We start from the raw sequence: 14028 nt of genomic DNA on the forward strand, positions 1-14028 counted from the left end.
CATGACGATCACCGCCAATTGGTCCTACCCAACCGCCATTCGCTTTGGGGCAGGGCGCATAAATGAAATCGCTGATGCATGTGCCGCCGCGGGTATTAAAAACCCGCTGTTGATCACCGATCGCGGCTTGGCAAATATGGATATCACCACCAGAACCCTAGATCTGCTGGATGGCGCGGGCCTTGGTCGGGCGCTATTTGCGGATGTAGATCCGAACCCCAACGAGAAGAACGCCGCCGCAGGGGTTGCGGCCTTCGTGGCCGGCGGGCACGACGGTGTTGTGGCCTTTGGCGGTGGCTCGGGCCTTGATCTGGGCAAATTGGTGGCCTTCCTTGCGGGTCAAACACGCCCCTTGTGGGATTTCGAGGATATTGGCGATTGGTGGATGCGCGCAGATGCGGACGCCATTGCCCCCATTGTGGCTGTACCCACAACCGCAGGCACAGGATCAGAGGTGGGGCGCGCATCCGTGATCACAAATTCCGAAACCCAAGAGAAAAAAATCATCTTCCACCCCAAATTCCTGCCCTCGGTGGTGATTTGCGACCCAGAGCTAACCGTCGGCATGCCCGATTTCATCACCGCAGGCACGGGGCTTGATGCCTTTGCCCATTGCCTAGAGGCCTTCTGTTCGCCGCATTACCACCCCATGTCACAGGGCATGGCCCTAGAAGGTATGCGCTTGGTCAAGGAATACCTGCCGCGCGCCTATGCCGATGGCACCGATATCGAGGCCCGTGCACATATGATGTCTGCGGCGATTATGGGGGCCACGGCATTCCAAAAGGGGCTGGGGGCAATCCATGCGCTATCGCACCCGATCGGGGCCCTGTACCACACTCATCACGGCACAACCAATGCCATCTGCATGCCTGCGGTTTTGCAATTCAACAAACCCAAAATCGAACAGGTGATCACACAGGCGGCACAATATCTGGGCATCGAAGGCGGGTTCGAGGGGTTCTGTGCCTATGTCGATCAGCTGAATGCATCGCTGGGCATTCCCAAAACCTTGGCGGAACTGGGGATTGAAACCCCAGATATCGACCGCATTGTCTCGGGGGCGTTGGCTGATCCCAGCACCGGCGGAAACCCTGTTGAAATGACCCGTGAAAACACCCGCGAATTGCTGATGCGTATCGTTTAGCTGGTGAAATAGCGACGGTGCGCGATCTTTAGGTATGGGAATCCGCTTACTGGATTCCCACTTTCAGTTCTGGAATCAACAAATAATGGGCTGAAAATTATCGCAAGAAACGATAACGCTGGTATCATTTAGTGAAAATTCCCAAATTTATATTTTGTTAAGCAATTGATTTAAAATCAGATTATTGACCTGTGCTCTCACCCCTTGTTTGGCCGATGTAACAAAGCCTTATAAGTGTTGCACATGAATCCAAAAATATCTAAGTACCTTTTTAAGACATTTGTGGGCTGTCACAGCCCACTACAAATAATAATCCGTCGGGGGGCCCATCGTGGCTGAGAGGTGCATGCACCGACCCGTCGAACCTGATCCGGATAACACCGGCGTAGGGAACGGGTATTGTGCAAAAGGCACGCAGTCCTTTTCCAACGTTGGTGGTCCATGAACGCGGAGACCACCCAATGCGACAGAATACATCAATCGCCCTAACTATTGCCGGATCTGACAGCGGCGGCGGCGCAGGTATTCAGGCCGACCTAAAGGCCATGTCAGCAAATGGCGTGTTCGCAGCCAGCGTTCTAACGGCTATCACCGCCCAGAATACCACCTCTGTGACGGCTGTGCATCAGGTGCCCGCGGATATAGTGGCCGCGCAAATCGATGCGGTGCTCTCGGATCTGGATGTAGGTGCGATCAAGCTGGGTATGTTGTTTTCCCCTGATATCATCGATGCAGTTTCTAACAAGATTTCGTCCTTTCAGGGCGCGGTGGTGGTTGATCCGGTGATGATCGCCAAATCCGGCGATGCGCTGTTACAAGATGCCGCCGTATCGGCCCTAGAACAGCATATGCTGCCACAGGCAACCCTGCTAACCCCCAATCTACCCGAAGCCGCGCGCCTGCTGGGCACGCAGGCCGCTAAGACCCCGGCAGAAATGGCCGACCAAGCACAGGCCTTGTTGGCCATGGGCCCAAAGGCCGTGCTGATGAAGGGTGGCCACGGTCTTGGTGCCACCTGTACTGATATTTTGGTCAACGACAGCGGGGTTATCGAAACTATTCATGCTCTGCGCGTTGATACCAAAAACACCCATGGTACCGGATGTACCTATTCCGCCGCAATCGCCGCAGAGTTGGCCAAGGGCCAAGACCTAAGAGCCGCGGTAAACACCGCCCACGCATATCTACAGGGGGCGATCAATGCCGCAGACCGGCTGAACATCGGACAAGGCCATGGGCCTGTGCATCATTTCTTTGGCCAATGGGCATGACTGATGTCACCATAATTGGGGCAGGGGTCATGGGATTATGTGCGGCCCGCGCCTTATTAGATCGCGGCGCAACGGTTACCCTGATTGACCGCCACGGTGATATCGGCCCCCATGCCTGTTCGTGGTGGGCGGGCGGCATGTTGGCGCCTTTTTGCGAAGGCGAAACCGCCGAAGAGCCGGTGGTGCGCCTCGGCCAAGAGGCCGCCGATTGGTGGGATGCGCAGACAGATGCGGTTCATCGCTGTGGCACATTGGTGGTATCACCTGCGCGCGATCACACCGAATTGGCACGCTTTGCCCGCCGCACATCGGGGCACCGCGCCGTAACGGGGACAGAAATTTCCACACTTGAACCCGATCTAGGCACCAGCTTTGCCAAAGGGCTGCTCTTTGAAACCGAAGCCCACCTTGCGCCGCGCCGCGCCATGGCTGATCTACGCCAGAGTTTGCTGCGTGATGGCCTGAAAACAATACAGGACGATGCAGATCCACAGCACTATGCCGCCCATGGCCTAACACTGGATTGCCGCGGCTATAGCGCCCGTGATGCACTGCCGAATTTGCGTGGGGTCAAGGGCGAGATGCTGATTTTATCCTGCCCAGATGTCACCTTGAATAGACCAGTACGCCTGCTACACCCGCGGGTGCCTATCTATATTGTGCCGCGTGGCAATGGGATTTTTATGTTGGGCGCCACCATGATCGAGGGCGCGGCAGGATCGCATGTTACTGCGCGTGCCTTGCTGGAATTGCTCAGCGCCGCCTATGCCCTAAACCCCGCATTTGGGCAGGCCGAGGTTATCGAGATCGGGGTGGATAACCGCCCCGCCTTCGCGGATAACCTGCCGCGTATCGCGCGCGATGGCAATCTTATCCGCCTTAACGGGCTGTTTAGGCACGGTTTTCTGCTGGCCCCCGCCATGGCCCGTATGGCGGCAGAACTGATCTTTGATACAAAAACCCCCGAGGTGATGCATGAAAATCCTGCTTAATGGTAGCCCCCAAGAGGTGCCCGAGACCACACTCAGCACCCTGCTAGAAAACCAAGGCCTTGGCGGCGCCAAGGTCGCCACCGCAGTCAATGGCGCCTTCATCCCCGCCACAATGCGCGATGATTATCTGATACAAGAGGGCGATAGCATCGAAGTGCTGGCCCCCATGCAAGGGGGCTAGGGCATGCGCGATTTTTATGGAACACAGCTGAAAAACGGCCTGATGCTGGGCACGGCGCAATATCCCTCACCAGCAATTCTGGCAAGCGCCTTCGCCCAAAGCGAGGCCAGCGTTGCCACCGTATCCCTGCGCCGCGAAAGCGGCCAAAACCGCGCAGGCCAAGACTTTTGGGAGTTAATCCGCCAGCTGAATGTGCATATCCTGCCCAATACCGCCGGCTGTCACAGCGTAAAAGAAGCGGTGACCACCGCGCATATGGCGCGCGAAGTCTTTGATACCAAATGGATAAAGCTCGAAGTCATTGGCGAAGAAGATACCCTGCAACCCGATGTTTTTGGGCTGGTCGAGGCGGCGCGCATCCTGACCGAGGATGGGTTTCAGGTCTTCCCCTATACCACCGAGGATCTGGTGGTAGCCGAGCGTCTGTTGCACGCGGGATGCGAGGTCTTGATGCCCTGGGGCGCGCCCATTGGTTCGGGCCTTGGGCTGAATAATGTATTTGGCCTGCGCGCGATGCGGGCGCATTTTCCCGATACACCGCTGGTGATCGATGCGGGCCTAGGCCTGCCATCACAGGCAACACAGGCAATGGAGCTAGGCTATGATGCGATCCTGCTGAATACAGCCGTGGCCAAGGCAGGCGATCCCGCCGCGATGGCCCGCGCCTTTGCCTTGGCGCTTCAGGCGGGGCGCTTGGGCGCGGGGGCTGATCCGATGGAGCCACGTGATATGGCGGCCCCCTCAACGCCAGTGATCGGAAAGGCATTTTTGGAATGAGTTTAGATCGTTTTTATCCGATATTTGACCATGTGGATTGGCTGGAACGTCTGGTGCCACTAGGGATTAAATTGGTGCAGCTGCGCATTAAAGATCGCAGTGATACGGATATCAAAGCCCAAATTCGACGGGCAAAGAAAATCTGCGCTGCACAGGATTGCACCTTGATTATAAACGATTATTGGAAAATAGCGCTAGACGAGGGATGTGCCTATGTGCACCTTGGTCAAGAGGATCTGGATCACGCCGATATCGCTGCAATTCGCACAGGCGGTATGGCCCTCGGCCTCAGCACCCATGACAAGGCCGAATTGGCCCGCGCCCTTGCCCTGTCTCCTGACTACATCGCACTAGGGCCGATTTACCCCACTATTCTAAAGAAAATGAAATGGCACGAACAGGGCATAGATCGCCTATCCACATGGCGTGGGTTGATGGGGAATACGCCCTTGGTGGCGATCGGCGGCATGTCCATCGCCCGCGCACAGGGCGCCTTTGATGCCGGTGCTGATTGCGTGGCAGCGGTTACCGATATTACGCTAAACGCATCGCCCGAGGATCGGGTGCGCGAATGGTTGGCGGCCACAAGATGAGCAGATACGCCCGCCAGACAATGCTACCCGAGATAGGCCCCGCTGGGCAGGCCACCCTAAAGCGTGCGCATGTTCTGGTGATTGGAACAGGCGGCCTGGCGGCCCCTGCGCTGCAATATCTGGTGGGGGCAGGGATTGGCTCGCTGAGCTTGGTTGATGGTGATCGGGTGTCTCTGTCTAACCTGCACCGGCAAACTTTGTTTCGCGAGGATGATCTGGGGCGCGCCAAGGTGGATGTGGCGGCACAGACCCTGCGCGGATTAAACTCGGATGTGCAGATCAGACCTCTTTGTACATCCCTTAATCCACAAAATGCCCCAGAATTGATTGAAAACGCCGATATCGTTCTGGATTGCGCCGATGGTTTTGCCGTTAGCTATACCCTGTCGGATATCTGCCATGACAGGGGCGTGCCGCTGATTTCGGCCTCGGTTCTTGGGGCTGTGGGCTATGTGGGCGGGTTTTGCGGTGCGGCGCCCTCGCTGCGCGCGGTGTTCCCTGATCTGCCAGATCGCGCGGCCACCTGTGCAACGGCGGGGGTAATGGGGCCGGTGGTCGGGATGATCGGTGCCGCACAGGCGCAGATGGTCTTGGGGGTTCTGCTGGGCCAATCCCCATCGCCGCTGGGCCAAATCCTGAGCTTTGATATGAATACTTTGCGCAACAGTGGGTTTCGATTTGATACCGCACCAGAACCAGTGGCGGATTTTACGTTTATCTCTGCGGATCAAATCACACAGGCGGATTTTGTGATCGAGCTGCGCGGCACCGACGAGGCCCCCATCCAAGTGGCCCCCCACGCGCAACGTCAAAGCCTGAGCCAAATGCGCTCAATAAATCCTACACCAGATACCGGTCAACGGGCGGTTCTTGCCTGTCGGTCTGGCCTGCGCGCATGGCAGGCCGCAACCCATCTCCGATCCTACTGGAACGGTGAAATACAATTGATAGCAATGGGCGATACACCGCCACCTACAAAGGAAGAAAAATGAAGCTGACCACCCTAACCGCCGCCCTAACTTTGGCCGCATCGCCCCTATGGGCCGAGGACAAAATGACCCTGCTGCTGGATTGGTTTGTAAATCCAGATCACGGGCCAATTATCATCGCCCAAGAAAAGGGCTACTTCGCCGAACAGGATCTATCTGTCGAGGTCATTGCCCCCGCTGATCCATCCGATCCACCCAAATTGGTCGCCGCAGGCAAGGCCGAATTGGCCATTTCCTATCAACCACAGTTGCATCTGCAAATCCACGAAGGTCTGCCGCTTCAACGTGTTGGCACATTGGTGGCAACCCCGCTGAACTGCCTGCTGGCGCTGGCCGATGGGCCGATAAAATCCCCCAAAGATTTGGCGGGCAAAAAGGTAGGCTTTTCTGTGGGGGGCGTTGAAGAGGCGGTGCTTGGTTCAATCCTGCGCCACCATGGGCTGTCACTTGCGGATGTGGAACTGGTCAACGTGAATTGGTCTCTTTCTCCGTCACTGATGTCTGGTCAGGTGGATGCGGTGATCGGCGCCTATCGAAATTTCGAATTGAACCAAATGGAAATTGATGGCGTAGAGGGCAATTGCTTCTTCGTAGAGGAAGAGGGTCTACCGCCCTATGACGAGCTGATCTATGTGGCCAATACAGAAACCATGGACAAAGACATGATCGCCCGTTTCTTGGCAGCCACTGAAAAGGCGACCCAATATATCGTCAACCACCCCGAAGCCAGCTGGGAAATTTTCGCCGGCACCTCTGCTGAATTGCAAGACGAGCTGAACGCCAAGGCCTGGGTGGATACCTTGCCACGCTTTGCCCTGCGCCCCACGGCAATGGACACGGGCCGCTATGCCACATTCGAGGCCTTCCTGAATGAGGCAGGCCTGATCCCCACACAAAATCCCGTGTCAAAAATCGCAATCGATGTGACCGCGAAATGAGCACACTAAACTACGGTGAAACCTTTGCGCTTTGGCGCAAAGGGGCAGGGGCGGCATGGGGGGATTACACCCGCCATTCATTTGTTCAGGGGCTGGGTGATGGTACATTACCCCGCGCCGCCTTCTTGCATTACCTTGTTCAGGACTATGTGTTCTTGGTGCATTTTTCGCGGGCATGGTCACTGGCGGTGGTGAAATCTGAAACCATGGACGAAATGAAAATCTGTGCAGGCACCGTAGATGCGCTGGTCAATCATGAAATGGATTTACATGTGAAAACATGCGCGGCAGAGGGTATCAGCCAAGAGACCCTGTTTCAATCCCGCGAAGAAACCGCCAACCTTGCCTATACCCGCTATGTGATGGATGCAGGCGTGCAGGGGGATTTTCTGGATATGATGGCGGCTCTGGCCCCCTGTGTTATGGGCTATGGTGAAATCGGCTTGAACCTTGGAAACGTAGCGGCGGATCACCCCTATGCTGATTGGATTAACACCTATCGCGATCCAGAATACCAATCCGTCTGTACTTCGGTTGGGCAAATGATCGATGGGGCCGTCACGCGGCGTCTGGGTGATCTGAAAACCTCGCCGCGCAGAGACCACCTACAGGGCCGCTTTACCAAGGCAACCGAGCTAGAGGTGGGCTTTTGGCAGATGGGGCTGGATGGCGCATGAGCACCTCTGCGGGCATAACCATTTGCGGCCAACACCACCTGAATGATCAGCTGTTGTTTGATGCAAACCTGTGCCTGCCGGGGGGCAAATGGACATGCCTTTTGGGGCGCTCGGGGGTGGGGAAATCTACCATCCTGCGCCTGATCCTTGGCCTTGAAACAGGGGGCACCTTTACCGGCAGGATCACCGCCAGCGATGACGCCCCCCTCGATAACCGCATCAGCTATATGGCGCAATCAGACCTGTTGTTGCCGTGGCTATCGGTGCTGGACAATATCTGTATCGGTGCGCGCCTACGTGGCACCGCACCCGATATTGCGCGCGCACAAAAACTGCTGGCCCGTGTTGGTCTCTGCGCCCATGGGCACCAAAAACCAAATGCCCTGTCTGGCGGAATGCGCCAACGTACAGCACTTGCCCGCACGCTCTACGAAAATCGCCCAATTGTCTTTTTGGACGAGCCGTTTTCGGCACTAGATGCCGGCACGCGCGCCGATATGCAGGAATTGGCGGCCGAGGTTCTGCACGGGCGCACGGTTCTGCTGGTGACCCACGACCCTGCCGAAGCTGCGCGTCTGGCCGATCAGATTGTGGTTATGTCTGCCTCTGAAACCCGCATCTGGCCCACCCCCAACAGCCCGGCATTACGTGCGATAAACGACCCCGAGACATTAGACTGTCAGGCCAGGCTATTGGCGTATTTGCGCAGGGAACACCCCACATGAGGCTTCGTGATATTCTTTTGGCGCTGATCATCGGTCTATGTCTATGGCAAGCTATTGTGATCCTGACGGATGCGCCGCATTTCATTCTGCCATCGCCGTGGCGCGTTGCAAATGCGGCCTACAACAGCCGCGTAATCATTGCCGAAAACGCATGGGTCACAGCGCTAGAGGTGATGCTGGGCTTGATTATTGGCACCGCATTAGGGGTGGCTACTGCAATCCAGCTGGCACTGTCAAAAACCGCCGAGCGCCTAATCCTGCCGATCCTCGTCTTTACACAGGCGGTGCCGGTCTTTGCGCTGGCGCCCTTGCTGACGCTGTGGTTTGGATACGGGATGGCCTCAAAAATCATCATGGCGGTGTTGATTATTTACTTCCCCATCACATCGGCCTTTCACGATGGGTTAACGCGCAGTGATCGCGGCTATGGAGACCTGTCTGTATCCATGGGGGCGGGCAGGTGGAATTTCATGCGTCATGTGCAAATCCCCCATGCCCTGCCAAGCCTTGGCACAGGGCTGAAATTGGCGGCAGTATATGCCCCCATTGGCGCGGTTATCGGCGAATGGGTCGGGGCGTCCAAGGGGCTTGGGTATCTGATGCTGTTGGCCAATGGGCGCGCCAAGATTGATCTGATGTTCGCCAGCCTGATTGTGCTGGCCTGCCTGACCGTTATTTTACACATCACCATTGGTATTCTGGCAACGCGGATCACCCGCTATGCCCAAGGAACATCCCAGAAATAGAAAGAGATATCATGCGCGCTACAGAGCATTTACAACACAGCGTACAACAAGATTGGGACGCCGCAACCGATCATCAATTTTGCAAAGAACTGGCCGATGGCACGTTGCCACTGGCCAAAATGCGCTGGTACTTGGTACAGGATTACAAATTCGTCGATCAATTCGTGCGCCTGCTGGCCACCAGCATTGCCCATGCGCCCACATTGGCCGATGGCGTGCCAAGCGCCCAGTTCCTAGGATTGGTCACCAGCACCGAAAACACCTATTTTCTGCGCAGCTTCAAGGCTTTAGAAATATCGCAACAAGCGCAAAATGCCGATACTGCCCCCGCAACCGCAGATTTTCAGGCCCTGATGTCCGAGGCTCAAACCTCGGGATGTTATGCGCAGATGCTGGCGGTTTTGGTGGTGGCGGAATGGTCTTATCTAACATGGGCTGACCGCTACACAAATTATGCCCCTGATTTGCCGTTTTGGTATTCGGAATGGATCGACCTGCATACAGGTGCGGGGTTTGAAGGGGTGGTCAATCATCTGCGCGGGCAACTGGATGGGATCTGGGATGATCTGGATGCCACACAGAAATCTGGCGCGACCACGATGTTTCAGCGCGCTGTTGCCTGCGAGAGGGCCTTTTTCGATGCCGCTTATGGTGCATCATAAATCATCTGTCAAAAACACAGGCCTCAGCTGCACGGGGCCAAATCATCTGTTTTGAGGTAAGGCGTCTTAATATCCGATGTGCTGTGCGCGCATCGCATCATTGGTGATCGCTCATTAGATCGCGCAGGTGATCAAACAGATACAGAATAGGAGCTGCATTGGCACCCCTTTGCGCTGTCCCCAAATATGCCGCCCGATGGCCAGAATTTAGTCGATTATCTATGGAAAATTTCCTGACAAACTTTGACAGGGGGCAAGAGCACTTTGACTTCACGCTAGAATCCCCCAATTTACAGACTATTCAATCGGTGATACTGTGATATACATCACTGTGTATTTGCGCATATTTTACTATAGTGACCCAGCCCAAATAGGTTGGGCTTATTTTGGGGGATCTTGATGGAAAGAATTTTGGTGGCGGGAATGATCATGATCCCGATTGTAATGTTTGTGGCCTATATGGGCGAAAATGTTATGGGCGATGCCAATACAAAATCCGGCACTAGCAAAAATGGCGTGAAATCTGCGGTTTCTGCGGCGGGCAATGCCGCTAATTGGAACTAGGCTCACTGGCTATTTAAACAGGAGAATAAGATGCAAAAAGTACTGGTAATTGGAATGATCGTGATCCCGCTGGTTATGTTCCTGGCGCTGTTTGGAAACCGGATCACCACAAATACCCAAACAAATGCAGAGTCTGCCAAAACAAAAACCGATAGCCTAGCCACGGCTGCCGCGCGGCAGTGGAGCTTCTAGAAAGGAGCCGAAATGAGCAAAGTATTAAGCATCGGGGTTATTTCTCTGCCGCTGATTTTACTGCTGGGATATATGGCAAAAAATGTCGTTACCGATTCTCAAACCAATGGGGCCAACGTCGAAACCAACGGCCAAAGCTTTATGGATCAGGTGAACAACAACAAATCCCTGCAATAATTCGGGATACTGCCCAGAGGCATGGCGTCTTTTAGGCGCACAAAACTTGCATTCACCAGCCAATCCCCTTATTGCCAATAGCATGAAAATTATTAAAAACACCCAAGAGCTGGCCGCCTTTTGCGAAACCTGCTCCCATTATGATTACGTCACAATCGATACCGAATTCCTGCGCGAGCGGACATATTATTCCAAGCTGTGCTTGGTGCAAATGGCCCACCCGGGCGAAGGCCCCGAAACCGCCGCGTTAATTGACCCGTTGGCCGATGGTATTTCACTGGATCCGCTCTATGATCTGTTCCAAAACCCCTCGGTCACCAAGGTTTTCCACGCGGCGCGCCAAGATCTGGAAATCTTTTTCGTAGATAAGAAAATCCTGCCAAAACCGTTTTTTGACACCCAAATCGCCGCCATGGTCTGCGGCTTTGGCGAACAAGTCGGCTATGAAAAACTGGTGCGCGCGATCTGCAACGAGGGTTTGGACAAATCTTCACGCTTTACCGATTGGTCGGCGCGCCCATTGTCCGACAAGCAGAAAAACTATGCCATTGGCGACGTCACGCACCTGCGCCAAATTTATGAATTCTTGGCCAAGAAAATCCACAAATCCGGCCGCCAAAGCTGGGTCGAAGAAGAGCTGGCAATCCTGATGGATCCCAAAACCTATGTGGTAGAACCCTCTCAGGCGTGGCGGCGCATTAAAACCCGTTCTAGCTCTTGGAAAATGATTGCAGCTGTCCAAGAATTGGCGAAATTTCGCGAATCCCTTGCGCAGTCACGCAATATTCCCCGCAATCGTATTTACAAAGATGATGCGTTACTGGAATTGGCGGCGACACGCCCGAAAAACATCGGCGAAATTTCTAAATCCCGCCTGTTGTTGCGCGAGGCCCGTAAAGGCCAAATCGCTGATGGAATTCTGGCGGCCATCGCCAAGGCCAATACCTATAAATCCAGCGATGTTGAACGCATTGAACACAGCCGCGAAAAACCAATGGGCAAAGAGGGCTTGGCCGAACTGTTGCGCGTATTGCTAAAGGCCAAGGCCGAGGAATACGGCGTGGCGCAAAAGCTCATCGCCACCAGTGCTGATCTCGATCAGATCGCCCTTGGCACACCAGATCAGCGCGCCCTAACTGGCTGGCGTGCTCAGGTCTTTGGCAATGATGCTCAAAAGCTGTGCCAGGGCGATGTAGCCCTGTCGTCAAATGGGAAAAATGTTGTGGTTGTAAATATTTAGCAGGCCAACCAGATGCTGCGGCCCTGTTGTAGGGCCGGTGCGCTAACGGCGCAGGCGCTTGATGTTTTGCGAGGCCTCGATCGAAATGGTACGATCTTCGGGTCTATCCAGATCAGATAGAAACACAGCCGCATGAATCTCGCGTGCCCGCGATGTGGGCGCAGCAATCCCAGGCTTGGGCGGTGTCGCGCGGAACTGATACTGCAAAACCCCATCACCCTCAGACGGCAAAAGAACCAACTCGACCTCGGAATAGCCCTGCTGGGCCGCATCTCCGGTAACGTGAATAATCACACCACCCTTGGTGCGGTTTAGCACCACGCTGGAAACCATAGGAACAAAGGCGCGCGGATCGGGGTCGATCTCTACCGCCGCAGGCTGGCTCTCGGATTGTTTCGTACCCCAGCTTTTGGCCGATCCCGCACTACCACCAGAGCTTCCGCCGGCGGAATTCACTGTAGAACATCCAGCGAGCAGCGCAATACAGCCAAGTACAGAAACAAAGTTTTTCATCAGAACCTCTTAATTTGCCCCATGACTAGCCAATCAAGCCCAGAATTGAAAGCTTTTTGGAGAAAATTCTGGACGTTTCCAACAGATAATTCTAGGGATTTTGCAACAAAAGGATGATGACATGACCGAAGCCTTCAGCGAAATCCAAGAAACCTTTGACTTCCTAGATGATTGGGAAGATCGCTATCGCCATGTGATCGAGCTGGGCAAATCCTACGCCGCCCTCGATCCTGCCCTGCGCGTCGATACCCTAAAGGTCGAGGGCTGTGCCAGCCAAGTGTGGCTGTTGCCACGCCTAGAGGACGGCAGGTTCTCGTTTCAAGGCGCATCAGATGCGCTGATCGTCAGCGGGCTAATCGCCATTCTTGCCGCCCTTTATAATGATACGTCATTGGCCGAGGCGCGCAAGATTGATGCGCTGGCCGAATTTGGCGCGCTTGGCTTTGACCAGCATCTCTCAGCACAGCGTTCCAATGGTTTGCGTGCTATGATCGAACGGATCGCCACCTACCTTGCCACGCAATAACATGCTTGGCTCATAATCTTTATGAGAATTATGAATTGGGGTAATGGCCCTAATTCCGCTATTGCTAGCAAAACCTTACAGGATTCCCAAATGAGCGATAAACTCACCCAAATGATTGCCGATCGCGGCTATGTGCTGGCCGATGGCGCAACGGGCACCAATCTGTTTAACATGGGGCTACAGGCCGGTGACCCACCAGAGCTGTGGAATATGGACAAGCCTGAAAACATCATCAAGCTCTACAAGGGCGCGGTAGATGCAGGCAGCGATCTGTTCCTGACCAACTCTTTCGGATCAAATGCCTCGCGCCTAAAGCTGCACGCATCACAACACCGCGTGCATGAGCTATCGCGCGCCGCGGCGGAATTGGGCCGCGAGGTCGCAGATACCGCAGGGCGCAATGTGATCGTCGCCGGATCTATGGGCCCAACGGGCGAGATTATGGGGGATGCCGGCACGCTGTCTCATGAAACCGCTGTAGAGATGTTCGAAGAACAGGCACAGGGTTTGATAGATGGTGGCGCAGATGTTCTCTGGGTCGAGACCATTTCCGCCCCCGAGGAATACGCCGCCGCTGCAGAGGCCATTTCAAATGTGGGCGCCCCTTGGGTTGGCACCATGAGCTTTGATACTGCCGGGCGCTCGATGATGGGTGTTACCAGTGTTGGCATGGTAGATATGATTGCAAATTTGGCGCATCAACCCGTAGCCTTTGGCGCTAATTGTGGCGTTGGGGCCAGCGATCTGCTGCGCACCGTTCTAGGATTCGCCAGCACAGGCACCCAAATGCCCATCGTTGCCAAGGGTAATGCGGGAATTCCCAAATATGTAGAGGGTCATATCCACTACGATGGCACCCCCGAGGTCATGGCCACCTATGCGCAAATGGCGCGCAATTCAGGGGCGCAAATCATCGGCGGTTGTTGTGGGACAATGCCCCACCACCTTAGGGCAATGCGCGAGGCCCTGGACACCATGGTGTTGGGCGCGGCCCCCTCGCTAGATGAAATCGCCGCTACGCTGGGCGGGTTTTCATCCCCAAGTGACGGCACAGGGGATACACCAGCCCCCAAAAGAGAACGCCGCGGCCGCCGCCGCGCATAACAGATAAATAGTAC

General features: G+C 55.1%; 19 protein-coding genes and 1 riboswitch. Of the genes, 18 read left to right on the plus strand and 1 reads right to left on the minus strand.

Going from position 1 to position 14028, the window contains the following annotated elements; translation table 11 throughout:
• Position 1: 1 nt before the first annotated feature.
• The 16 genes from QQL62_RS02365 (at position 2) to rnd (ending at position 11871) form a co-directional block, all read left to right on the plus strand.
• On the plus strand, positions 2-1147 hold the full coding sequence (locus QQL62_RS02365) for an iron-containing alcohol dehydrogenase (RefSeq protein ID WP_284375800.1): 1146 nt from the start codon (positions 2-4) through the stop codon (positions 1145-1147).
• A 308-nt stretch (positions 1148-1455) separates the two neighbouring features.
• Positions 1456-1556: riboswitch (TPP riboswitch) on the plus strand.
• Positions 1557-1608: 52 nt separating this feature from the next.
• Positions 1609-2418, plus strand: a complete 810-nt coding sequence (thiD, locus tag QQL62_RS02370; protein WP_284375803.1) for a bifunctional hydroxymethylpyrimidine kinase/phosphomethylpyrimidine kinase — start codon at positions 1609-1611, stop codon at positions 2416-2418.
• Positions 2415-3410, plus strand: coding sequence for an FAD-dependent oxidoreductase (locus tag QQL62_RS02375; RefSeq protein ID WP_284375805.1), 996 nt, complete (start codon positions 2415-2417; stop codon positions 3408-3410). Before thiD ends, QQL62_RS02375 begins: the two co-directional genes overlap by 4 nt.
• Positions 3394-3591 carry a sulfur carrier protein ThiS gene (gene thiS / locus QQL62_RS02380; RefSeq protein WP_284375807.1) on the plus strand — a complete coding sequence of 66 codons (198 nt, stop codon included), beginning with the start codon at positions 3394-3396 and terminating at the stop codon, positions 3589-3591. The genes QQL62_RS02375 and thiS overlap by 17 nt, the downstream gene beginning before the upstream one ends.
• A 3-nt stretch (positions 3592-3594) precedes the next feature.
• Positions 3595-4368: a thiazole synthase gene (locus QQL62_RS02385; RefSeq protein WP_284375810.1), complete on the plus strand. Its 774-nt coding sequence runs from the start codon at positions 3595-3597 to the stop codon at positions 4366-4368.
• Positions 4365-4961 carry a thiamine phosphate synthase gene (locus QQL62_RS02390; RefSeq protein ID WP_284375812.1) on the plus strand — a complete coding sequence of 199 codons (597 nt, stop codon included), beginning with the start codon at positions 4365-4367 and terminating at the stop codon, positions 4959-4961. The genes QQL62_RS02385 and QQL62_RS02390 overlap by 4 nt, the downstream gene beginning before the upstream one ends.
• Complete coding sequence (locus QQL62_RS02395; RefSeq protein WP_284375814.1) at positions 4958-5953, plus strand: HesA/MoeB/ThiF family protein; 996 nt, start codon at positions 4958-4960, stop codon at positions 5951-5953. The genes QQL62_RS02390 and QQL62_RS02395 overlap by 4 nt, the downstream gene beginning before the upstream one ends.
• On the plus strand, positions 5950-6888 hold the full coding sequence (locus tag QQL62_RS02400) for an ABC transporter substrate-binding protein (RefSeq protein WP_284375818.1): 939 nt from the start codon (positions 5950-5952) through the stop codon (positions 6886-6888). Before QQL62_RS02395 ends, QQL62_RS02400 begins: the two co-directional genes overlap by 4 nt.
• Positions 6885-7565 carry a thiaminase II gene (gene tenA, locus QQL62_RS02405; protein ID WP_284375820.1) on the plus strand — a complete coding sequence of 227 codons (681 nt, stop codon included), beginning with the start codon at positions 6885-6887 and terminating at the stop codon, positions 7563-7565. The genes QQL62_RS02400 and tenA overlap by 4 nt, the downstream gene beginning before the upstream one ends.
• The gene (locus QQL62_RS02410) at positions 7562-8290 is read left to right on the plus strand and encodes an ABC transporter ATP-binding protein (protein WP_284375823.1); all 729 of its coding nucleotides are present in this window, start codon (positions 7562-7564) and stop codon (positions 8288-8290) included. Before tenA ends, QQL62_RS02410 begins: the two co-directional genes overlap by 4 nt.
• Positions 8287-9036, plus strand: coding sequence for an ABC transporter permease (locus QQL62_RS02415; RefSeq protein ID WP_284375825.1), 750 nt, complete (start codon positions 8287-8289; stop codon positions 9034-9036). Before QQL62_RS02410 ends, QQL62_RS02415 begins: the two co-directional genes overlap by 4 nt.
• A gap of 11 nt (positions 9037-9047) precedes the next feature.
• Complete coding sequence (locus QQL62_RS02420) at positions 9048-9698, plus strand: TenA family protein (RefSeq protein WP_284375827.1); 651 nt, start codon at positions 9048-9050, stop codon at positions 9696-9698.
• 399 nt (positions 9699-10097) lie between these two features.
• Complete coding sequence (locus QQL62_RS02425) at positions 10098-10262, plus strand: hypothetical protein (protein ID WP_284375830.1); 165 nt, start codon at positions 10098-10100, stop codon at positions 10260-10262.
• A 30-nt stretch (positions 10263-10292) separates the two neighbouring features.
• The gene (locus tag QQL62_RS02430; protein ID WP_284375832.1) at positions 10293-10454 is read left to right on the plus strand and encodes a hypothetical protein; all 162 of its coding nucleotides are present in this window, start codon (positions 10293-10295) and stop codon (positions 10452-10454) included.
• Between the two features lie 12 nt (positions 10455-10466).
• Positions 10467-10631 carry a hypothetical protein gene (locus QQL62_RS02435; RefSeq protein ID WP_284375834.1) on the plus strand — a complete coding sequence of 55 codons (165 nt, stop codon included), beginning with the start codon at positions 10467-10469 and terminating at the stop codon, positions 10629-10631.
• Positions 10632-10713: 82 nt separating this feature from the next.
• Positions 10714-11871 carry a ribonuclease D gene (gene rnd, locus QQL62_RS02440; protein WP_284375836.1) on the plus strand — a complete coding sequence of 386 codons (1158 nt, stop codon included), beginning with the start codon at positions 10714-10716 and terminating at the stop codon, positions 11869-11871.
• A gap of 42 nt (positions 11872-11913) precedes the next feature.
• Here rnd and QQL62_RS02445 read toward each other — a convergent pair whose 3' ends face one another.
• On the minus strand, positions 11914-12384 hold the full coding sequence (locus QQL62_RS02445; RefSeq protein WP_284375839.1) for a hypothetical protein: 471 nt from the start codon (positions 12382-12384) through the stop codon (positions 11914-11916).
• Between the two features lie 121 nt (positions 12385-12505).
• On the opposite strand from QQL62_RS02445, the gene QQL62_RS02450 reads away from it, so the two are divergent.
• Positions 12506-12910, plus strand: a complete 405-nt coding sequence (locus tag QQL62_RS02450) for a SufE family protein (protein WP_284375843.1) — start codon at positions 12506-12508, stop codon at positions 12908-12910.
• 90 nt (positions 12911-13000) lie between these two features.
• Entirely contained in the window at positions 13001-14014 is a 1014-nt protein-coding gene (gene bmt, locus QQL62_RS02455; protein ID WP_284375845.1) for a betaine--homocysteine S-methyltransferase, read from the plus strand.
• Positions 14015-14028: the final 14 nt, after the last annotated feature.

Source organism: Amylibacter marinus, assembly GCF_030160015.1.
GTDB lineage: Bacteria > Pseudomonadota > Alphaproteobacteria > Rhodobacterales > Rhodobacteraceae > Amylibacter > Amylibacter marinus.